This is a genomic window from Sphingomonas quercus (assembly GCF_018863195.1).
Taxonomy (GTDB): Bacteria; Pseudomonadota; Alphaproteobacteria; order Sphingomonadales; family Sphingomonadaceae; genus Solisphingomonas; species Solisphingomonas quercus.
Genome location: NZ_JAHKRT010000005.1, coordinates 239498 through 260173 on the forward strand (window position 1 = coordinate 239498; position 20676 = coordinate 260173).

At 70.4% G+C, this 20676-nt stretch carries 27 protein-coding genes; all 27 read right to left on the reverse strand.

Annotation, left to right across the window (positions count from 1 at the left end; genetic code table 11):
- Positions 1-3: 3 nt before the first annotated feature.
- The 27 genes from nagZ to KOF26_RS11420 all read right to left on the reverse strand — a co-directional run bounded on the left by nagZ (position 4) and on the right by KOF26_RS11420 (position 20608).
- The gene (nagZ, locus tag KOF26_RS11295; protein ID WP_216324698.1) at positions 4-1011 is read right to left on the reverse strand and encodes a beta-N-acetylhexosaminidase; all 1008 of its coding nucleotides are present in this window, start codon (positions 1009-1011) and stop codon (positions 4-6) included.
- A complete protein-coding gene (locus KOF26_RS11300; RefSeq protein WP_216324702.1) occupies positions 1008-1685 on the reverse strand; it encodes an SPOR domain-containing protein in 678 nt (225 codons plus the stop codon). Before KOF26_RS11300 ends, nagZ begins: the two co-directional genes overlap by 4 nt.
- Positions 1685-3412 carry an arginine--tRNA ligase gene (argS, locus tag KOF26_RS11305; protein ID WP_216324705.1) on the reverse strand — a complete coding sequence of 576 codons (1728 nt, stop codon included), beginning with the start codon at positions 3410-3412 and terminating at the stop codon, positions 1685-1687. The genes KOF26_RS11300 and argS overlap by 1 nt, the downstream gene beginning before the upstream one ends.
- A 119-nt stretch (positions 3413-3531) precedes the next feature.
- The gene (locus KOF26_RS11310; protein WP_216324707.1) at positions 3532-4059 is read right to left on the reverse strand and encodes a superoxide dismutase family protein; all 528 of its coding nucleotides are present in this window, start codon (positions 4057-4059) and stop codon (positions 3532-3534) included.
- Between the two features lie 158 nt (positions 4060-4217).
- Positions 4218-5330, reverse strand: a complete 1113-nt coding sequence (locus KOF26_RS11315) for an OmpA family protein (RefSeq protein ID WP_216324710.1) — start codon at positions 5328-5330, stop codon at positions 4218-4220.
- Positions 5331-5528: 198 nt separating this feature from the next.
- Complete coding sequence (locus tag KOF26_RS11320; RefSeq protein WP_216324712.1) at positions 5529-6029, reverse strand: DUF2793 domain-containing protein; 501 nt, start codon at positions 6027-6029, stop codon at positions 5529-5531.
- Positions 6030-6039: 10 nt separating this feature from the next.
- Entirely contained in the window at positions 6040-8208 is a 2169-nt protein-coding gene (locus tag KOF26_RS11325; RefSeq protein ID WP_216324714.1) for a phage tail protein, read from the reverse strand.
- Positions 8208-8603 carry a peptidoglycan endopeptidase gene (locus KOF26_RS11330; protein ID WP_216324716.1) on the reverse strand — a complete coding sequence of 132 codons (396 nt, stop codon included), beginning with the start codon at positions 8601-8603 and terminating at the stop codon, positions 8208-8210. The genes KOF26_RS11325 and KOF26_RS11330 overlap by 1 nt, the downstream gene beginning before the upstream one ends.
- Positions 8604-8650: 47 nt before the next feature.
- Positions 8651-9466, reverse strand: a complete 816-nt coding sequence (locus KOF26_RS11335; RefSeq protein WP_216324717.1) for a phage/gene transfer agent baseplate hub protein — start codon at positions 9464-9466, stop codon at positions 8651-8653.
- Positions 9463-11769 carry a DUF2460 domain-containing protein gene (locus KOF26_RS11340; RefSeq protein ID WP_216324719.1) on the reverse strand — a complete coding sequence of 769 codons (2307 nt, stop codon included), beginning with the start codon at positions 11767-11769 and terminating at the stop codon, positions 9463-9465. Before KOF26_RS11340 ends, KOF26_RS11335 begins: the two co-directional genes overlap by 4 nt.
- 1 nt (position 11770) lies before the next feature.
- Positions 11771-12334 (reverse strand): tail tape measure protein, encoded by a 564-nt coding sequence (locus tag KOF26_RS11345; protein ID WP_216324721.1) that lies wholly within the window; start codon positions 12332-12334, stop codon positions 11771-11773.
- Positions 12327-12527, reverse strand: a complete 201-nt coding sequence (locus tag KOF26_RS11350; protein WP_216324723.1) for a phage tail assembly chaperone — start codon at positions 12525-12527, stop codon at positions 12327-12329. Before KOF26_RS11350 ends, KOF26_RS11345 begins: the two co-directional genes overlap by 8 nt.
- On the reverse strand, positions 12524-12826 hold the full coding sequence (locus KOF26_RS11355) for a gene transfer agent family protein (protein WP_216324727.1): 303 nt from the start codon (positions 12824-12826) through the stop codon (positions 12524-12526). The genes KOF26_RS11350 and KOF26_RS11355 overlap by 4 nt, the downstream gene beginning before the upstream one ends.
- Positions 12823-13230: a phage tail tube protein gene (locus tag KOF26_RS11360; RefSeq protein ID WP_216324730.1), complete on the reverse strand. Its 408-nt coding sequence runs from the start codon at positions 13228-13230 to the stop codon at positions 12823-12825. The genes KOF26_RS11355 and KOF26_RS11360 overlap by 4 nt, the downstream gene beginning before the upstream one ends.
- Before the next feature lie 130 nt (positions 13231-13360).
- Positions 13361-13777: a DUF3168 domain-containing protein gene (locus tag KOF26_RS11365; RefSeq protein WP_216324733.1), complete on the reverse strand. Its 417-nt coding sequence runs from the start codon at positions 13775-13777 to the stop codon at positions 13361-13363.
- Positions 13774-13995 carry a hypothetical protein gene (locus KOF26_RS11370; RefSeq protein ID WP_216324736.1) on the reverse strand — a complete coding sequence of 74 codons (222 nt, stop codon included), beginning with the start codon at positions 13993-13995 and terminating at the stop codon, positions 13774-13776. The genes KOF26_RS11365 and KOF26_RS11370 overlap by 4 nt, the downstream gene beginning before the upstream one ends.
- Complete coding sequence (locus KOF26_RS11375) at positions 13995-14321, reverse strand: phage head completion protein (protein ID WP_216324739.1); 327 nt, start codon at positions 14319-14321, stop codon at positions 13995-13997. Before KOF26_RS11375 ends, KOF26_RS11370 begins: the two co-directional genes overlap by 1 nt.
- On the reverse strand, positions 14318-14833 hold the full coding sequence (locus KOF26_RS11380) for a head-tail connector protein (protein ID WP_216324742.1): 516 nt from the start codon (positions 14831-14833) through the stop codon (positions 14318-14320). Before KOF26_RS11380 ends, KOF26_RS11375 begins: the two co-directional genes overlap by 4 nt.
- Before the next feature lie 96 nt (positions 14834-14929).
- On the reverse strand, positions 14930-16723 hold the full coding sequence (locus tag KOF26_RS11385) for a sialate O-acetylesterase (RefSeq protein ID WP_216324745.1): 1794 nt from the start codon (positions 16721-16723) through the stop codon (positions 14930-14932).
- Positions 16724-16738: 15 nt separating this feature from the next.
- Positions 16739-17005 (reverse strand): spike base protein, RCAP_Rcc01079 family, encoded by a 267-nt coding sequence (locus KOF26_RS11390; protein WP_216324748.1) that lies wholly within the window; start codon positions 17003-17005, stop codon positions 16739-16741.
- Positions 17006-17080: 75 nt separating this feature from the next.
- On the reverse strand, positions 17081-18217 hold the full coding sequence (locus KOF26_RS11395) for a phage major capsid protein (RefSeq protein ID WP_435876849.1): 1137 nt from the start codon (positions 18215-18217) through the stop codon (positions 17081-17083).
- Positions 18218-18634, reverse strand: a complete 417-nt coding sequence (locus tag KOF26_RS11400) for an HK97 family phage prohead protease (RefSeq protein WP_216324751.1) — start codon at positions 18632-18634, stop codon at positions 18218-18220. It lies immediately after the preceding gene.
- On the reverse strand, positions 18631-18945 hold the full coding sequence (locus KOF26_RS11405; protein ID WP_216324754.1) for a DUF6127 family protein: 315 nt from the start codon (positions 18943-18945) through the stop codon (positions 18631-18633). Before KOF26_RS11405 ends, KOF26_RS11400 begins: the two co-directional genes overlap by 4 nt.
- A complete protein-coding gene (locus tag KOF26_RS11410) occupies positions 18935-19891 on the reverse strand; it encodes a phage portal protein (RefSeq protein ID WP_435876850.1) in 957 nt (318 codons plus the stop codon). Before KOF26_RS11410 ends, KOF26_RS11405 begins: the two co-directional genes overlap by 11 nt.
- Positions 19822-20055 carry a hypothetical protein gene (locus KOF26_RS17480; RefSeq protein WP_435876851.1) on the reverse strand — a complete coding sequence of 78 codons (234 nt, stop codon included), beginning with the start codon at positions 20053-20055 and terminating at the stop codon, positions 19822-19824. Before KOF26_RS17480 ends, KOF26_RS11410 begins: the two co-directional genes overlap by 70 nt.
- Positions 20056-20067: 12 nt before the next feature.
- Positions 20068-20271, reverse strand: a complete 204-nt coding sequence (locus KOF26_RS11415) for a hypothetical protein (protein WP_216324757.1) — start codon at positions 20269-20271, stop codon at positions 20068-20070.
- Between the two features lies 1 nt (position 20272).
- On the reverse strand, positions 20273-20608 hold the full coding sequence (locus tag KOF26_RS11420; RefSeq protein ID WP_216324760.1) for a hypothetical protein: 336 nt from the start codon (positions 20606-20608) through the stop codon (positions 20273-20275).
- Positions 20609-20676: the final 68 nt, after the last annotated feature.

Consider the following 20676-nt stretch of genomic DNA (forward strand, 5'->3'; position numbering starts at 1 on the left):
GGCTCAGACGAGGGCGAGCAGCCGGTCGCGCGCCGCCATCGCCTCGGCCAGCTCGATGGCGGCGGCGGAACCGGCGATCGTCGCCATCGCCCGGTCGAGGCGCGCGCGGGCGGCGGGCTCGATCTCGGTGAGGCCGGCGACCACCGCCTGCATCTCCGCCAGATCACCGGAGCAGTGGAGCGCGATGTCGCACCCCGCGCAGATCGCCCCGGCGGCGCGCACGCCAAATTCGCCGGCCAGCGCCTTCATGCCGAGATCGTCGGACATCAACAGCCCGTCAAAGCCGATCACGCCGCGGATGATCCGCGCGATCACCACCGGGGACAGCGTCGCACAGCGCTCGGCATCCCACGCGGTGTAAACGACGTGCGCGGTCATCGCCATCGGTGCCGCCGCCAGCGTCATGAACGGGGCGATGTCGATATTGAGCGCGGCCTCGTCGGCGTCGACCACCGGCAGTTCGAGGTGGCTGTCGGCCATCGCCCGGCCATGGCCTGGAATATGCTTGACGACGCCGACGACGCCGCCCTCGCGCAGCCCCTGCAACGTTGCTCGACCAAGCGCCGAGACCTGCATCGGCTCGCCGCCCAGCGCTCGATCGCCGATAATGTCGTGCGCGCCGGGCTGGCGCACGTCGAGCAATGGCAGGCAATCGACGTTGATGCCGACCTCACGCAACGTCAGCGCGATCGCCAGCGAGTTCAGGCGGATCGCCTCCATCGCGCTCGACGGCGCCGCCTGGTAGAGCTGGGCGAACCGCTCTGCGGGCGGGAAGAGCGGCCATTCGGGCGGCTGCAGCCGCGCCACCCGCCCGCCTTCCTGATCGATGAGGATCGGTACATCATCCCGCCCCGACAACGCGCGCAAGGCATCGGTGAGCGCGCGAAGCTGCGCCCGGTCGACGACGTTGCGGCGGAACAGGATGTAGCCGGCCGGCTCCACCTCAGCGAAGAAGGCGCGTTCGGCGGGATCGAGCGTCGCGCCGGCCAGCCCGAAAAAGGCCGGGATCATCCGCCCACCACCATGCAAGTCTCCCCGGCCACCTTGAGCCGTCCGCAGAAATCGGAAGCCTGCGGGCCGACATTGGCGCGCAGGCGATAGACGGTACCGGCACCCGCCCGCGCGGGCAGCACGACGGGGGTGAACTCCGCGAGGAAGCGGAAGCGCGCCGAGAGCGCCTTCCACGCCGCATTGGCCTTGCCCTCGGTAGAGAAGGCGCCGAGCTGGATGCTACCGTTCGACGTGACCTGGGCCGGAGCCGGCGGCGACGAGGCGGGCGCCGCCGGCGGCTCGGTCTCGGCATGTTCAGGCTGCGCGTGCGGCTTGGCCATCGGCGCCTCCGGGAGGGCGGACAGGTCCAGCACCGCGCGGGGATCGGCGCCCTCGCTCGCCTGATAGCTCGCGAAGCCCTCCCCCTCCACCTCCATGCCTCCGGGATCGTCCGGCTTCACCTTGTAGGGACCGGGTGGCGCCTTGATCAGACCAGCCGAGCCGTCTGCAGCGGGCTGGTCTCGCCACCAGCGCCACGCCACCGTGCCGAGGCCGAGCACAATGGCGATTGCGATAACCGCGGCGATGATCGGCACTAGCGGCAGGTTGTAGGTGCGCGTCTCGTCGGGCGCCTCCTGCAGCCAGGGCAGTCGGTCCTCGTCGGGGTATCCTCTGCCAGGCCCGGGCGGCGCCATCAGTTCAACTCCTCGGCCGCGGCCACTCCCATGATCGACAGGCCGTTGCGGATGATCTGCCCGATCGCATCCGACAGGGCCAGCCTCGCCGCGCTGAGCGCGGCGTCATCGGCGACCAGGAAGCGGCGGGCGGGATCGTCGTTCCCGCGATTCCACAGCGCGTGAAACGCAGCGGCGAGATCGTAGAGATAGAAGGCGACGCGATGCGGCTCATGCGTCGTCGCCGCGCCTTCCACCACGCGTGGGAACTGTGCGGCGAGCTTGACCAGCGCCAACTCCTCGTTGTCGAGGAGCGCGAGGTCGGCGGCCCCGTCCAGCGCCAGCCCCGCCTCGGCGGCCCGGCGATGCAGCGAGCGGCCCCGCGCATGCGCATATTGCACGTAGAAGACCGGATTATCCTTCGACGCCTCGACCACCTTCGCGAAATCGAAATCCATCTGCGCATCGGCCTTGCGGGTCAGCATCGAAAAGCGGACCACGTCGCGCCCGACTTCGCGCACCACGTCGGCCAGCGTCACGAAAGAGCCCGAGCGCTTCGACATCTTCACCGGCTCGCCGGCGCGCAGCAGGCGCACCATCTGCACCAGCTTGACGTCGAGCGGCACCTTGCCGCCGGTCAGCGCCTGCACCGCGGCCTGGATGCGCTTCACCGTGCCGGCATGGTCGGCGCCCCAGATGTCGATCAGCTGGTCGGCGGTCTCCGCCTTCTGCGCGTGATAGGCGAGGTCGGTGCCGAAATAGGTGAGGCCGCCATCGGCCTTCATCACCGGCCGGTCGCTGTCGTCGCCGAAGGCGGTGGCACGAAACAGGGTCATCCGCTCCGGCGTCCAGTCCTCCGGCACTTCCCCCTTGGGCGCGTCGAGAGTGCCTTCGTAGACCAGCCCCTCCCCACGCAACCGCTCCAGCGCCGCCGTCACGCGGCCGGCCTTCTGCACCGCCGCTTCCGAGGAGAACACGTCATGATGGATGCCGAGCAGCGCCAGGTCGGCACGGATCATGTCCATCATCGCCGCGACCGCCCGCTCGCGGAACAGATCGAGCCACTCGGCCTCGGGCTTGCCGACATAAAGATCGCCATATTCAGCGGCGAGCATCGCACCGACCGGCTTCAGATAGTCGCCGGGATAAAAGCCCTCCGGGATCTCGATCGCCTCGCCCAGCGCTTCACGGTAGCGCAAATGCGCCGAGCGGCCGAGCGTCTGCACCTGCGCCCCGGCGTCATTGACATAATATTCGCGGATCACGCCGAAGCCGGCAAAGGCGAGAAGATTGGCCAGCGCATCGCCGACCACCGCGCCGCGGCAGTGGCCCATATGCATCGGGCCGGTCGGGTTGGCCGAGACATATTCGACGTTGACGGTGCGCTCGGCGCCGAGGTCCGAACGGCCATAATTGGCACCCTCGCCGAGGATCGTCGCCAGCTCCTCGCGCCACAGCTCAGGCGACAGGGTGAGATTGATGAAGCCAGGGCCGGCGACCGTCACCGCCTCGACGCCGGAAACTGCCTCCAGCCGCGGGGCCAGCAGCGCGGCAAGCGCACGAGGATTGGTGCCGGCCGGCTTGGCGAGCACCATCGCCGCGTTGGTGGCGAGATCGCCATGACTGCTGTCGCGCGGCGGCTCGACCGTCACGGCGCGGCGATCCAGCCCGGCCGGGATCGCGCCGGTGGTTACGAGTTCGTCGAGGATGAGCCCGATTTCGCGGGCAAAGCGGGCGTAAAGCGTCATCAGCGGTCCGAATGGCGAGGCAAGACAATGGGCCTTAGCGCGCGCACCGCGAGGGATCAAACCAAGCCGGACGACGCGACGCCCCCCGAACGGGGCAGGCCGCGTCGACCGGCGTGAAATCAGGACGCGGTGATCACGCCGCAGGCGATGCGCTTGCCGCTATTGCCCGAGGGGTCGGTCTTATAATCGTCCGGATCGGCGTGGATCATGATCGAGGCGCCATCGGCGTCGAGCAGCGGCGACGCGCCCGAGCTGAGCTTGCCGCCGGGGATCGTGGCCGTCATGCGGCCAGCGCCATTGGCGGCGACGGTAAGGTTCGCCATGTCGCCCATGTGGGCGCCGGCTGGATTATCCTTGCCGTGCTGATGGCTGGTCGGGTTCCAGTGCCCGCCGGCGGTGGTGAATTCCGGCCCCTCGCATTTGCCGACCATATGGATGTGAAAGCCCTTGGCGCCAGCCGGCAGGCCGGCAGCGGCGACCGTCACGGTCAGGCCCGCCGGCGTCTCGGTGAAGGTGGCGGTGCCCTTGCTGGCCCCCGACGCATCCTTGAGCACGGCGGTCGCGCCCGGCTTGCCCTGCGCCATTGCCGTTGCCTGGCCTAGCAGCGCGAGGCCGATCGTACCCATGAGGATGAAGTGTGCGCGCATGTCCGTCTCCCTGGTCCCGATCCCCAACGCCTCGACGGCGTCAGCCGTTTCACCGCAAGGGGCGGCAGGCCGAATATTGCGAGCGAAACGCAAAAAGGAAAGGGGAGCCGGTTGCCCGGCTCCCCTCCTTTTCGTCACCGAAGTGGCGTTGACCGACCTTACTGGCCCGAACCCGGACCAAAGGTGATCTCCACGCGCCGGTTCTGCGGCTCGCGGACACCGTCCGCGGTCTGCACCAGCAGACGGGTTTCGCCGAAGGCCTCGGTCGACAGAGCCGAGTCCGGAATGCCCTTGCCGGCCAGATAGGCCTTCACGGCATCCGCACGACGCTGGGACAGGCCCATATTATACTGAGCGGCACCCGACGTATCGGTGTAGCCCGCCAGCGTGATCGAGGCCTGACCGGTCTGCGCATACTGCGCAGCGGCGTTGTCCAGGATCGAAGCCGCTTCCGGCGTGATGTTCGACTTATCCCAGTCGAAGAACACGATGAACGGACCCGGAGTCACCGGCGGCGGCGGAGGCGGCGGCGGGGGCGGCGGGGGCGGAGGCGGCGGCGGCGGAGGCGGCGGAGGCGGGGGCGGCGGAGGCGGCGGCGGAGCAGCCGGCTCACCGAAGTTGTACACGAGGCTCGCCAACAGGCTGTGCGAGCGGAAATTGCCCTCGAACTCACGGCCGTCGTTGGCGACACCGCGGACATTGTCGGCGCGGAAGTAGCGATACTTCAGGCCGAGATCGATGTTGGTCGTGACCGGGTAACGGATGCCGGCGATCGCCTGCCACGCAAAGCGGGAGTCGCTGTCATCGAGGAACACCGGCTGCGGACCGATATGGTAATCGGCAAACTTCACGCGGGCGACACCGGCACCACCGCCGACATAACCCTGGAAGCTGTCCTCGTCACCGAAGTCGAGCAGGGCGTTGACCATGAAGGACAGCGCGCTGTTGTGACCACCGGCATTGCCATAAAAGCCGGCCGGCTGGGTGCCGATCAGCGTGCTGGTGGTGAAGCTGTCGTTCTCGGCGGTCTTGTAACCGACTTCGCCTTCGACACGCAGCATGCCGAAATCATAGCCGACGACGCCGTCGACATCGAAGCCATAGCGGCTGTCGGTGTTCACGGCATTGTTGACCGCGCCGATGTCCGTCTTGATATCCTCAACGAGCAGGCCACCGCCCTCAACGCCGACGTACCAAGCGCCATCCTTGGCGAGCACTGGCGAGGCCAGCGCGGTGGATGCAAGCGCCACGAATACGGCGAGCTTCCGCATATCAGTCCCCTTTCTAACAGGTTCCCTGGGAGGAACTGGGAAAATCCCTAAACCCAAGTTGAGTATCCGCGCAAGCGGGGTTATTCCCTAGCTGTTGCCAAAAAACTACACTCGTTGCGTAAGCCGAACGACCTGCAGCTCCTGACCACGGCCGGTAAACGCCGCTTCGTCGATCCGGTTTCGTAACGACGAAAAAATTTATCCGGAAATCAGTCCGTGAGCACGCAGGACATCCAAGATCTGTGACACAGCCAGCCGAGCCTGTGCGTCCACCATCGACCCCCCCGCCGGGTCAGCGACGGCAGGCTGGCGCGAACCCAGGACCTGCTCTCCATTCACCTCGATGGTTGTCACTGGCAACCGGCCAATCGCCCAGTCATTGCCGGTCCAGCGGACAAAAACACCATCCGTCATGGACCATAGCGTCATTCCGGCAACAGGTCCGACAAATCGCCATCCGCCCTCCGTCCAGGCAGCGATGCGATGGCCCTGCCCGGCCCAGTCCCCGGTCGGCTCGGCCCCGAGCGCCCAGCATTGGCCCGGGGACGGCGCCGCCGGCGGGCTCACCGCGCCGGCCATCTCGATCGTGGGATGCAGCGCGGCGTCGAGGATCGCCAGCGCCTCGTTGTGAAAGGCTTCCTTCTGTGCCTGTCCCGGCTCAAGCCAGGGCAGGGCGAAGCGCGCACTCGCATCGCTCATTCCGCTCTCCTCAGTTGACGATGGTCGTTGCCGGCGCCGAAAGGACGCCGAGGCTGCCCTGCTGGCGTATGACGAAGCTGAGCACGGCGCCCGACGCGATGCCGTCCGCCGTCTGCGCCGCCGCATCATAGTCGAAGGCCGGCGCGGCCAGCTCGACGCTGCGTCCGCGGCCCCCCGGCGCCGACACCGTCAGCCGATAACGCTCCGCCGTCTCGCCGAGCGCGACGTCGTCGCCGTCGATCCACGTCCAGCCCGCGCGACTCCGTCGGGTCCACACGATGCCGACCCCGCCATCGGCCCGCCGCCGGGCCCGCAGATGCACCGGCGCGGGCGGCTCGATCGCCGCGCCGCGCAGGCCCAGCTCGGCGATCGCCGGCACCGCGTCGCCGACGCCCGCGGCCTGCACGCGCAACATCGCCCCCAACGCGCTCGCCGGCGGATCCCAGCTGGTCAATGCCGGCCGGTCGATCAGCACGAAGCGCTCGCCCGGCTGGTGGCCGGCCATCGCCCATTCGGTGCCGCGTCGCCCACGCAGCAACCCGCGCAGGCGCCACTGCCCGGGCCGGATCCGCACCGCCTGCGCGAACTGGATGAGCTCGTCGCCGACCAGCGCGAGATTGGCCTCCGCCGCCCGCGCGATATCCTGCCGCCCGACCAGTTCCATGCCGTCGTGGAGAAGGGTGACGTCGAGGCGGCTGGCATCGTCCCTGAGCGCCGCCTGCCCGGCGGTCAGGACGCTCGTCGCGCTACCGGTCACCGCCGGCGCGGCCGTGGCGCCGATCGCCTGCCAGCTCGTGCCACCGTCCAGGCTCACCATCAGCTCGGCCCGCCGCCAGCCGGGGGAGGTGCCCGCCGCGGCGATCCACAACCTCGGTCCGGCCGGCAGCGCATCCTCCACCGAGGGCAATTCGAACGGCACCAGCTGGGTCGCCCCATGGACCAGGTCGGCATCGGCCACCGGCCGGCCGGCGCTCGCCGGCGGCAGCAGGCCGGAGGCCGGCATGCTCGCCACCAGCGACAGGCGCAGCCTCATCGCCTCCAGCGTCGTCTCGACGATGCGCCAGCGCTCGCCGCGCCCCGGCAGGGTCACCGCCTCGCCCGGCCTGAGCGCCAGCGCCCGCCAGGACAGGCTCACCTCAGCGGTCGTCCGTTCCGCCCAGTCCCGCGCCAGCCGCGCCTCGGCCAGCGCCTTGGCGGCAGAGGCATCGAGCGCGGCGGCGATGTCGATCCCTTCGGCGCGCCGCCCCGGCCCTGCCCGCCGCGCGCGCTGCAGGCCCGCCTGATAATCGCGCGCCGGCTCGAAATAGCCGAGCGCGATCTCGTCGGGCAGCGTGCCGGCGGCGCGGCGCTCGATGCGCGGGCGCTCCTCGCCGCCGACCAGTCCGCCGATCGCCAGCGCCTCGGCCTCGCCGTCGCTCAATATCAGCCGCTCCCCGTCATCGGCGATGACGAGCGGCACCGCCTCGGCAAGGTCCTGCAAGACGCCACGGATGCTGTCGCCTGCCGCCGCGAAGCCGCCGAGCGTCGCCTGCACCGCGCCGCCGGCATCGCCGTCGCTCAGCGTGTGCGCGATCATGCCGAGCGATACCGGCCCGGCGTCCGCCTCGACCTCGAATGTCAGCGACGGGATATGGTTGCCATAATCGGCGAGCTGGAAGTCCTCGAACACGGCATAAGCCATGCCGCGATAGGCGGGCGTATGGCTCACCCCCTCGGCGGACGCGATCAGCGGGTCGACCGGCTGGTCCTCGCCGCCGGTATGGAGGCGATAGCCGGTCTGGCTCTTCCAGTCGCCCGCCTCGCCGCGCAGCAGCTTGCCGTCCGCCCAGATGCGCTTCACGCCGCGGATCGGCCGCCCTGACAGCGCCACCGCGAACGACGCCGAATAGCTGTAGCTGGTGGTCTTCGGCGCGCCCTTGCCACCGCCGGATCGGTGCTGCGCTTCCCTGAGGTCGGTCGCCCAGATCACCGTCCCCGCGACCCGCAGCGTTCCGAACAGCCTGGGAATTGCCGAGCCATAGGAGGAGGTCTGCACCGCGAGCTGGCTGAGCCGCGCCCCCTGCCGGCCCTTCGGCGCAAGCAGCTTGGTGTCGATCAGCGATCCGAACACCGCGCCGACGGCACCCCCGATCGGCCCGCCGATCATCGTCCCGACGGTGGTGAGCACCAGGGTCGCCATCAGCGCGCCTCCATCATGCGGAACATTGCCAGCACCGGCGCCTCCGGCCACCCCGGGGTCTCCACGACCCGCCGCAGCCCGGCATGGGCGTGGACGAAGCCGTCCCACGTCCAGACGCCGAGGTGGAGCTGCGCCGGCCCCGCCTGGATCAGCATCAGGTCCCCCGCCTGCGCGTCCTTGCCATCAAGCCGTCGAAGTCCCGCCGCCTCGATCCGCATCCCCACCACCGCGGGGTCACCGCCGCGCAACGCATAATCGCCGGGCACGGCCACCCCATAGGCGGCGGCCGCTACGCCGACGCAATCCAGCCCGTAGTCGACATCGCGCCCCTGCGGCCGAAAGCGCGCGCCGACGCACGCCAGCGCCGCCCGCGCTGCCGCTTCGCCCATTCGCATCATTTGATCCTTTGTTGGCCAGGCGCCGGAAGGCGCATCCTCGAACTTCACGCCCCCGGATAGCGGGTCAGCAGGTCATTGCCCGGCAGATGCGGCTCGCCCCTGAAGTTCACCGCGTTGGCAAAGCGCGCCGCGCAGGTCTCCAGCCGCCTGTCGCAGCCTTCCTCCAGCATCACCCGCTCGCCCGCCGTCACCGCGAAAGCCGGCGCCTCGCGCAAGGTCAGCACGTCGCCCGCCGAGGCGGCGACGTCCGCCGCCAGTCCGCCATTCGGCCCGTCCAGCCAGCGCAGCCGGCCATATCCATAGCCGTTCGGCGCCGGCTCCGCCCGATCGATGCGCAGGGCAAGCCCGTCCGCCTCGACCACCGCCACGATCGCCGTGCGCGCGCCGAGATCGACGCGACACCGCCGGTCACCGAGGCTCGCCCGGCATTCCGGCGACGTCGCCTCGACCACCGGCCGCTCCAGCAGCGCCGCCGGCCCCCGCAGCTCGGCGGTGAAGCCGGTGCCCGCCACGCCGACATCGCCAATCTCCCCGCGCGCCAGCAACAGCGGCGCCTCGTCCGGCGCCGTCCAGTCCACCGCCCACAGCCTCAGCCGCGCCCCGTCCCACCGGCCGGCGGCGAGGTCCGCCTCGGTGATCGCATCGGCGGTGAGCGCCCCGCCGACGTCCAGCGTCGACACCTCCAGCCCGGCGCTGCGGGTGATCGCCGACGGCGCCATGCCGGGGGCCGCGCGATAAACGAGCCCGTCCATCACCAGATCACGGTCATGGCTGGTGAAGCCGAGCGTCACACCGTCGCGCCGCTCCAGCCGCCAGCAGAAGGCGAGGGTGGTCAGCGTCTCGTCGAGCCACGCCGTCACGCCAGCGCCTCCCGGATTTCGATCAGCGGCACCGACGGCGCCCCGCCCGCCCGGAAGGTCTCCCCCTGCACGTCGAGCCGATCCTCGGCAAAGCGCACCGGCACGTCGAAGCGGAACCCCGCCGTCACCACCGCGCCCGCCGCCACCGGCACCTCGAAGCGGACCATTCCGCCCGCCTCCAGCATCCAGCCGGTCAACCGCTCGCTGCCGTCCACCGCGACGCGCACACTGCCCGTCACCGGCCGGGTGATCCGCCGTTCCTGCTCGCCATAGAGCTTGCGCAATGGAAAGCCCGTCGCCACGCCGTCGCCAGCCCCGAGAGGCTGGTCCAGCGGCGTCGGCGCGCCCGTCATGCCGGCTGAGCTGTCGTCATAGGCGTCACGGAAACGAAAGCCCCGCGCGGCCCCGCGCCGCGCCCGGAAGAAGGCGATCAGCGTCTGCATGTCCGCCTCGGATCGCACGCCCGATCCGACATCGAAGCGCATCCGCGCGTCCGCCCAATCGGCGTTGCGCTGCTCGACGCCCGCCGCCGTCGTCACCACCGCCGTCGAAAAGGCCGGCGCCACGCTCGCCTCCAGCCCAAGGGCGAGCGGAAAGAGGATATCGTCAAAAGCCTGCACGTCCGCCTCCCCGCCTGTCTCGAAATGCACGAAGCCGTCGCGGATCACCTGGGGCAGCGCCCACAGGAACGTGTCCGCCACGCCGCGCCGCCGCGCCGCCTCGGCAGCGCCGTCGATCTGCCGCCATTGCGCGCGCTGCTCGCCCCGCAGCACAAAGCCTGCGAAATAATGTTGCCGCTCCACCGGATAGCCGAGCCGCGCCTGCATCGCCGCTGCGCCCCGCGCGGTGGCGCCGGCATCATCGGCGGTCGTCCAGTCGTAATCCTCGAGCTGCAGCACATCGAAGGCCGGGCTCGCCCAGCCGGCCGGCACGTTCGCCCGCTTCACCTCCGGCGATGCCTGATCCAGCACGGTCGGCAGATAGACCAGGATCAGCGTCTCGGCGCCGGGATGATCGGCCAGCACCGCGTCTCTCAGCGCCGCAGTCGACGCCGCGAGCAGCGCGCCGGCCTGATCGAGCAATGCGGTCTGCGCCGCGCTCATCGCTGCGCGGACATCGTCGATGACGGGCGGATTGCCGCTGAGGGCGCTTCGCGACGCATCGTCGTAGAGGCAGATGCGCCGATCCGGCATGATCCACCACCACGGCTCGCCGATCTGGAAGCGCACCTTGATCCCGCCCTCGGCGGCGATGCCGGCAAACGCCCGCGCCACCGTCTGGAGGTACGCCATCGCCTGCGCATTCGCCGGCGACAACAGGGTCGACGGCGGATCCCACCCGGTCAGCGCCGCTGTCCCGTCGCTGGCGCGCTGCTTCCAGGCCTCCGGGCAATTCTCGTCGAGCAACTCATAGCTCAGCGACAGGATGATATCCTGGCCGAGCGCCTTGGCGCGCGCCACGAAATCCCGATGCCACGACAGGCACGGCGCGTTCAGCGCCCCTCCCTCGGCGATGGCGCGCAGGTCCACCCCCATCCGGTAATAATGGCTCATGCCGACATAATGGTTGATCGCGCCGCGATAGCCGAGGTGCAGGATATTGCGCAGCATCCGGGCCGGCGTGACATTGTAGAGGTCGTCATAGCCCGTCGCGATGCGCATGCCATGCGGCGGCACCAGCACGTCGCCGATCGGCAGCATCGTGCCCACGCCGTCACAGACGATGCCGCTCAACTCCACCCACGCCTCGGCCGGCGCGGTCAGCGGTGTATCTTCCCCGGTATAATCGGGCGGGATGAGGCTGATGAACAGCCGGTCGACATCGCCGGGCCACACCGGGTCGGCCTCCTCCGGCAGGTCGAAGCCGCCCTCCATCGCGTCGAAATCGAGCGCGATCGCGGCATCTTCCGGCGTGCCATCGGCATAATTCCACAGCCTGACATACCAGGCGCGCGGATTGCCCGACTTGTCCCGCCCCTCGATCGTCAGGGTCGGCCCGTTGATCGCGTCGAGCGGCATCAGCCCGCCAGACCTCCAGCGGAAGCCGAGCCTGAGACCGCGGAAATCCCGCGCCGTCTCATAGCCGAGCAGCGGATGATCCCAATGATCCTCCGCCTCCCAGATCAGCCCGGCAAGATCGTCCGCCCGGTAGAAGACGGCATCCGCGCGCAGCCCGTCGGCGCCGGTCGTCACCACCGAGGCGTTCATCGGCCGCGGAAAGTTCACCGTCCAGAAGCGCGGGTCGAACCGCCGGATCCAGCCGCTACTCTGCCCGTCGCCCTTCTTCGCCAGCCACCAGCCCATCTCAGCGCTCCGCCGCGTCGAGCGCGCGCCGCACCGCGCGCGCCACCTGCCGCCCCGATCGCGCCAGCGCATCCGGTGCGCTGCCCGCCGGCACGCCGATGCTGATCGCGACATTCACCGATCGCGTGGCCCCGCCTGCGGCCCCCTCGACCCGGCCGCTGCTCGTCGGCACGAACAGCTCAGGCCCCCGCTCCCCGACCATATAGGCGCGGCCCTGCGTCACTGGCCCGCCCGTCGCCCGGCCGGGGAGGCCGAGCGCCGCGCCGATCAGCCTTGTGCCCGTCGAAACGAGGCCGCCATCGTTCAGCACGCTGCCCAGCCCGTTCGATATCGCGGCCCTGGCGACATCGGACATCGCGGCGAGCGCGATCCGCTTCAAATCCTCGAAGCCGAACTTGCCGGTGCGGATCGCCTGACCCAACGCCGCCTCGATGAGCCGCCCGGCCGCCTGCCCGGCCTTGCCGACGCCACTGTCCAGCATGCGTTTCATCTCGTCACAGTCGCGCTGAAAGGGGGCGAGGTCGGCATTGACCCTCACCACCATCCGCTCAAGTTCCTCATCCATCCGGAAACATCTCCTGCAATCGGGCGAGGTCGCTGGTATTGGCGGGAGGGGCCGCCCCCTCCCCGCCGGCGATCGCAGCGATCACCGCCGCCAGCTCCGCGGGTGTCGCCCGCCAGAACTCGTCCGGCCGCCAGCCGGCCAGCGCCCCGGCCAGCCCCGCCAGCCGCGCCGCCGCATTGGTGAAGCCGCTCATCGCCCCTTCAATATCTCGCCGATCAGCGCCTTCAGCACCGGCGCCGCGCCGACCAGCCCGACTTCGGTCACCGCCTCACCCAGCCGCTCGCGGCTCAGCTCGCCCTCGGCCGGCACGGCGCAATGCCAGAACAGCGCCACCATCTCGTGCAGCATCAGCCGCCCCTCGGCCGCCCGCTCAACCAGCGCGAACAGCGAACCCAGCTCCTGTTCGGCCGCGACCAGCGCCGCGAAGCTCGGCCGCAGCGTGATGTCCTGCCCGCCGACGGCGATCGCCGTCTCGCCGCGCGCCGGGTTCACGCCGTCACCACCTGGCCAGAGCTTTCCAGCGACAGGGTGTAGGAACGCTCGCCGTTGAAATCGCCGGCATAATCCAGCCGGGTGACGAGGAACTTGCCCCGCATCCGCTCGCCGCTCTCGAAGCTCAGCTCGTAATCGTCGAGCGTGCCATTGAGCGCATTGGCCTTGATCCGGGTCTCGGCCGCCGATCCGGTGAACACACCCGCCGCCGACACCGATACCGCGCGGACGCCCGCCCCCGACAGCAGCTCGCGCCACCCGCCGGAGGCCTTGGTGGTGACCACCACCGCCTCGCCACTCACCGAAAGCTGCGTCGTCCGCAGCCCGGCCACCGTCGCATAAACCGGCGTCGCCGCTCCATCACCCACCTTCAAGAGGAACGCGGACCCTTTCTCCACTGCCATGCTCGTCTCCTGATTTACGATTGGCCTGGGGGCATCCGGCCCCCACTGCCTCCCGCCATGCCGAAACTGTTTCAGCACCCCCTGCGCGCCGTCTCCGGGGCAATTGGCCGGGGCGGACCCTGAACCGGGTTCAGGTGGACGCAGCGCGTTCCGTCGCCAGCGTGCGCACCCGATATTCGATCATCCCCGCCCAGGGTCCGGCCGCGTCGCGCACCACCCGGCCACGCACGAACAGGATGCTGGCGATGCGATGCCCGTCCAGATCCTCGTCCATCGCCTCGATCGCCTCCTCGGCGGCGGCCATCAGGCCGTGCAGCCGCGCCGGGCTGCGGCCGTCGTCCCAGATGGTGATGGCGATGCGATGCTCGCGCCCGCTGGCATCCTTGACGCTCCAGTCGCTGGTCGTGCCGCCGTCGATCGCCACATAGGGAAAGGCGGCGCGCGCCGGCGGCCCGTCATGCACGCCGGACACCGCCGCCGCGATCCGGCTATCGGCGGCGAGCGCCGCGACCAGCGCCGCCTGCACCACAGCCGCGGCCGCGCTCATTTCAGCATCGCCCGCGCGAGCACGGTCAGGCCGCGCAACGCCGCCACGGTCAGCGCGCGTCGCGCCAGCGCCTTGCCCTCGATGATGAGCGCCTCGCCGTCCTTGCGCACGGTCACGTCCGCCGGCAGTTCGGCGCGCGCGGCCTCTTCCAGCCTGTCCGCGATCCGCGTCGCGCGATCCGCGGCGATCCGCGCGACCTGCGCCATCAGCCTGTCCATTATCGCTCCTCCTCTGCCAGAAATTCGATCCTGTCGGGTGATCGCGGGTCGGCCGTCATCCGCCGGACGGTCAGCCGCCGCCCGCGCCACAACAGGCGATCGTCGACCGTCGCCGGCGTCGGCAGACGTAGTGTGGCCCGCCACAGCGGCATCGCCGCCACGGCGTTGCCGGCGACCACCGCCCCGCCCTCGCCGGGCGCGATCGCCGCCCAGGCCGCGCCGATCTCGAGCCACTCTCCCGCGGCGCCGCCGAGCGAGTCGCGGCCCGGCGCGCGCCGCAGGATCGTCACCCGCTCGCGCATCGTCCCCGCCAGTTCGGCGCTCATGACAGGCGCATCCGCCGCCATGGCCGCCACAGCGCCGCGACCACCGCCGGCGGCGCGTCCTCGCCGGCCGCGTCGCGGCGCGTGAAGAAATGCGCCGCCAGCCGCACCACGCCCTGCCGGATCGCCTCCGGCAACGACGCCCAATCGCCGGCCAGCCCCACCTCCGCGGTGACGCGGATGGCGGTCGCGCTGCCGGCGTCGCCGACGCGCAGCCAGCCGCGCCCCTGCGCGTCGAGATCGATGGCATAGGCATCGACCGGCAGCGCCGCGGCGCCCCCGCCCGCGCCGACCCCCTCGACCGTGACGATCGCGCGTACCGGCGTCGTCATCAGCGGTTGCCAGGTGCTTCTCACCGGCAGCGTCTCGGTCACGGTGCGCGCAATCGGCACCTGGCCGAGAAACGCCTCGCACAGGCCGAGCGCGCTCGCCACGAGCCCTTCGATCACCGCATCCTCGCCGGGGTCGGCGATCCGCAGATAGGCCTTGGCCTGCTCCACCGCCGCTTGCTCCATAACACTCTCTCCAGATTGCGGGCGCGTGCGTCCGCGCGCCGGCGGCGCCCCATCGTCACGGCCCCGGGGTGTGATTGGGGCGCCCCGCCCCGACGATCAGCTCAGCGCGATGCCGCGCGCCGCCAGCCGCGCCACGGAGCGCGCATAGACCGCATCCAGCTCGCTCCGGTCGAGCGCCCGGTGCCACACGATCAGCTCGGCGATATCGGCCGGGTCGGTGAAGGCGGAGCTGTCGTTCCAATAGCCGTCACCGGCGCTGATCCGGTTGGCCGTAGGCGCATAATCCCTGGTCAGCCCATCATTGACGTCGTCGGACACGATCGCACCCGCCGCATCGCCGATATAGTCGATCCGCCTGACCTCGGCCGCGATCGACAGCGCCATGAAGCACCAGCTCGCCAGCTTCGCTGCGTCGACGGCGACACGGTGCGCCGCGTTGGGCTTTGGCAAGAAGGTGAACTTGTTCGGATCCGCGATCGCCGCGCCGCGCATGCCGAGCGCGGTGCCCTGGGCCAGGCTCAGCCGCGTGTTGACCGCATAGGCTGCGCCGAGACCGGACAGGGCCGCCGCCGTCGGCCGGCCGACGACGATGATCGTCATCGCCGAGGCATCGGCGGTGACCTCCGCACACATGCCGCCGTTCCGGCCGGCCGTCGTCATGAAGCCGGCATGCAGCGTCGGTACGGTGGAGGCGGCGGTCATCGTTTCGCCACCGATCAGGTCGACGAAGCCCGGATTGTCCTCGCCGTACAGCCAATGGCGGAGCGCATCCGCCTCGGCAATCTCCTCGACGATGCCGGGGGTCGCGCTGACCACGGACGACCAGTCGCCCTGACCGCTGTCGTTCCTGGCCGCCACCCGGAATTCGTAAGCGAGGCCGCCGGCCAGCCCCGTCACCAACGCCCCGGTGTCGTCGGAAACACCGTCCGCGAACGTCACCCAGTTGCTGTCGCCGCCCGGCCGATATTGCACGATGTAATCGGCCGGCATCGGCACTCCCGCGGCCGGCCAGCGCCAGCTCAGCGCGACCTGCCCGGTGGCGGGCACCGCCGCCAGCCCGCGCGGCGCCGACGGCAGTGCCGGCGCCAGCGCATTGCCGATCGCCGCGGGCAGCCCGTCGTCGATGAAGCGGCTGCCCATCGTGCGCTGGGATGCGGCGTTCAAATGAATATTGTCGCCCCCGCTCACCAGCCCCGCGGCGGAGACATGGGCGGTATATGCTACCCGGTTGGGCAAGGTCTCCAGCGCGTCGATGATCGGCTGCGAGGTGTTGGCGCCGCCGGCGAGACGCCCCGCGGCGAGGAACGGCGTGTTTGCCGCCGCTCCCGCCATGCTCCCCCGCCACCGGGCGACGAGCGCGTCGAGATGGCTGGCGAACAGGCTCGCCGTCATCGCCCGGTCCAGGCCGCCGCCGCTATAGGCGATGCACGCCAGCCGGTTGGCCCCGCCACCCGCCGCCATCGCGCGGTTGACGTTGGCGATGGCGTGGAGGTCGCCCGCGCCGCCTGCCGCCCAATAACCGGCGCCGCCGAACCCGGTGCTGCCCATGCCGAGCGGGACGAGCAGGATCTGCCGCCCGGCATCGAGCCGTCCGGCAGCGATATAGGCTTTCGCGAGGCTCAGCCCCGGGCCGACCGTGCTTATGTGCTCAGGATGCTCCGCCTGGTCCGGGTGATCCAGCGGGTCGACCGCCGGCACCACCGCCTGCGCGGCGGAGCTCCACTGCACGATCCGCGTATCGGGCGCGTCGAGCACCGGATCGATCGGGCCGAAATAGCCGACGATGTTGCTCTCGCCGGCGAGCACGATCACGTCATAGCCGGGGTTCACCACGGGGGGAGGCGGCACCGCGCCGCCGGCGGACGGCACGCGCCGCCAGCCAAATGCCATCGCGCTCGCCATCGCTCAGTACAGCGCCAGGATGAAGGTGGCGCTGGTGCCGGTGGCGCGCACATATTGGGCGCGGAACGGCAGCACCGTGCCCGCCGGCACGCCCGCCCACACCCGGTCGGCGGCGTCGTTGACGCCGCGCATGGTGATGTTGCCGGCGCCGCCGATGTAAAGCCCCTTGGGCAGGTCGGCCAGGGCATTGGTGTCGTGCGGGGTCACCGCCGCCGCCCGTGTCGCGGGCGCGGCGGGCGTATCCACGAAGGACGTGAAAGTGTCGGCCATGTCAGGGCTCCGTCAGAAAGGTGGAGAAATCTTGCCGGCCGGCGCGCTCGGTCACGCCGGCCGGCTCGAGGCGCGTCAGCTTGCAGCAAACTTCATGAGTTTGATCGCCTCGGAATTGCTCACGCTGCCGCCGACGCGCTTGGTCGAGTAGAAATGCACGAACGGCTTGTGGCTGTAGGGGTCGCGCAGGATCGCGGTCTCGCTGCGCTCGGCGATGAGATAGCCGGCGGCGAAATTGCCGAACGCGATCGACAGGCTGTTGGCGGCGATGTCCGGCATGTCCTCGCTCTCGATCACCGGATAGCCGAGCAGCCGGTCCGGCTGGCCCTCGACCAGGCCCGGCTGCCAGAGGAAGGCCCCGTCGGCGGTCTTGAACTTGCGCACCGCCGCCAGCGTCGAGGCATTCATCACGAACACCGCGCCCTGCCGATACGGCGCGCGCAGCGCCTGGACGAGGTCGACCAGCCGGTCCTGCGGGTTGGCCGCCGCGAAGCCGCCCGCCGCGCCCGAGGCGACATATTGCAGCGAACCGAAGGCGCGCGTGTTGTCCCCCTCACTCGTCGCCGTATAGGTGAGAAACCCCTTGGGACGATTGGTGCCGTTGCCATTGACGAAGGCCGCGCCCTCCGCCTTCGCGAACTCGGTGGCGATCTCGCCGGCCAGCCACGCCTCGAACTCGAAGCCGGCATCGTCGATCATCGCCTGGGAGGCGGCGGGATTGGCGTAAAGCTCGCCCATCGCCGGCACGATCTCGCGGAAGGTCGGTGTCGCCGTTTCCGGCCGCGCCTCGGTCTCCCCCGCCCAGCCCGACGGCGTTCCGCCGGTGGTCACCAGCTTGCGGTAGCCCGCCGACCCGACCTTCACGACGTTGGCGATCTGGCGGATCGGGCTGATCGACTTCAGCGTCGTGTCGATCACCGCATCAATCTCGCGCGGCACGGCGAAGCCGCCCGCCGCCCCGCTCGTCCCCTCGACGCTCTTCAGCTCCACGCCCGCCTCGATGCCGTAGCGCAGATAGCGCATGAATGCGCCGCTCGCCGGATCGGCGGCCTTGGCTCCATCCAGCGCCGGGCGGCCGGCGGCCACTGCCGCCGCGTCCATGCGCGCCTTCAGCGCCGCCATCTCGGTCTTCAGCGCCGCCACCGCCTCGGCGTCGAACGCCTGCTCCAGCTTGTCGGTCTTGGTCTCGTACATGCCCGTCTCCTCGCTCATTCAATCCTCCTCCTCGGCGATCGCGATGACCCGCGCCGCCGGCTGCATCGGGAAGGTCACCAGCGAGACCTCGACGAGGTCCAGGTCGGTGAGTTCACGATTTGTTCCCCGCCTCTCCCCCCTTACGCGGTAGCCGAAGGAGAGGCCGCCGACGGCGCCGTCGCGCAGCAGCGTCGCCGCTTCCCGCCCCGCCGCCGAGCGGGTCGACAGCCGGCCGACCACGCGCAGCCCGCGCTGGTCCTCGGCGATCGTCTCGATCCTGCCGATCGGCTTGCCCGGCTCGTGCTGCCACAGCAGAGGCACCGCCTCGGCGCCCTTCGCGACCGCATCGGCGAAGGCGCCGGCGCGCACCACATCGCCGCCGCGGTCCACTGCGTCGAAGATCGCTGCATAGCCCGCGAAGCGCAGCCCCTTCATCGGAAGAACCGCCCGGAAAAGCCGAGCTTCACCGCGATCGCGACAAGCAGCATCGCCAGCAGCGAGCGCACGACCCAGGCAATCGCCGCCCCGCGCGCAGATCGCTTCGCCGCCCGCCACGCGCCGAGCAGCTCGCGCAATTCCCCGATATCGCCGTGCGCGTCGGGGTCGGCGAGGCCGAGCCGCTCCATCGCGCGCGCCGCGCCCAGCTCGCTCGCCTCCTCGGCGATGGCGCGCAGCATCAGCAGGTCGCATCCCTTGCCGTCCGCCTGCGCGATCAGCCGCGTCAGCGTCTCCACATCATCCCGCATCCTGTCCTGCCTCCATCGGTCCGAACCCCAGCATCTCGCGCTTCTCGTCCACCGTCAGGAAATCGGCCGCGCCCACCTGCCGCCACAGCGCCTCGCGATCGGCGTGGAGCGCCGTCACCCCGTCGAGGTCGATCATCAGCCGCGTGTCCGGCCACCAGGCGCGCAAGCCCTCGCTGATCGCATCGATCAGCTTGCCGGCCATCGGCAGGATCGCCTGCCGCCACAGCGCCCGGTTGGCCTCGGCGTAATTGGCGTAAGTATTGTCCCCCGGCAGGCCAAGCATCATCGGCGGCACCCCGAAGGCCAGCGCGATATCCCGCGCCGCCGCCGCCTTGAGCGCGATGAAATCCATGTCCGCCGGCGACAGGCTCAGCGCCTGCCATTTCAACCCGCCTTCGAGCAGCATCGGCCGTCCGGCATTGGCTGCGCCGCCGAAGCTCGCCTCCATCTCGCTCTTCAGCCTGTCGAACTGTTCGGGCGACAAGGCTGCACCCGGCTCCCCCGGATCATAGACCAGCGCGCCGGAGGGCCGCGCCGCATTGTCGAGCAGCGCCTTGTTCCAGCGCGTCGCCGCATTGTGGATCGCCACGGCCCCCATCGCCGGCCCGAGACAGCCCAGCCCATAATGATCGTCGCCGGGTCCCAGTGCGCGCACATGGATGATCCCGGGCCGCCCTGTGCCGTCCTCGGCGGCGATCCGCGTCAGCGTCTCCCCCGCCCGATAGCGATAGGCCACCGGCCAGCCATTGGCGCCGGGCTCCACCGTCACCCGCTCCGGCCTCAGCGCCCACAGCGCCGCCGGCGACCCGTCGGCGTCCGTGCCGATCTGGATAAAACTATTGCCGTGCAGCAGCAGGTGCGCTGCGGCCGCCTCGATCACCGGCCGCGCCAGCGCCACGATCGCCTCGGCCTCGGCGCCCTCGCCATAGAGCGGGGCCGCGCGCATCCCTCGACGACCAGCCGCACCGCCCGCTGCGCCACCGGATTGGTGGCCATCGCCTCGCGCAGCTGCTGGTCGTAATGACCGGGCCAGCTCCCGATCAACGGCAGCGCCGCCCGCCCCAGCGCAGGCCGTACCCCGGCCCGCGCTTTCTTCCCGAACAGCCACATCGCTTTCTCCCGTCACAGGCTCCGCGCAGCACGATCGAGCCGGGCGCTATCCGTCCCGATCTCGTCGAGCAGAGCGGTCCATTCCTCTGGCGTGGGATCGCGCCCTTCCGCCTTCATCGCCGCCACCCGGTCGCGGATCGCGGCCATCCGCTCCCACGCGATCGATCCCGCCACGAGCAGGTCGAGCAGCTTCAGCACGATCTCGGCAGCGCCCATCTCAGCGCCTCCCCTGCACGAGCTGCAGCGTTGCCGAGCGCAGGGCGCCGGCCTGCGCGCTCACCGATGTCGGGGTGAAGGCAAAGGCCGCGCAATCAATGCCCGCCACCGTCGCGCTGTTGCTGCCCCCGCACAGCACATAGGCCCGCCCGAAGGTCCGCGCCGCCACCACCGCATCCGCCTGATTGACCGCGTTCAGCGACCGCACGATCACCGGATCGGCGGTCGGCCCTTCGGCATAATCGGCCGCCGCCGCCACCGCCGCCGAATAGGCGCCGAACGCCTCGTACATCCCCTGCGCCGGTGTCTCCGGCGTGGTGCACGCGATCAAGCCCACGCACGCGGCAAGTACAAGACCAAGTCTCATAAATAATCTCCTCGTCAAAGGTGATCGTCATGCTGAAA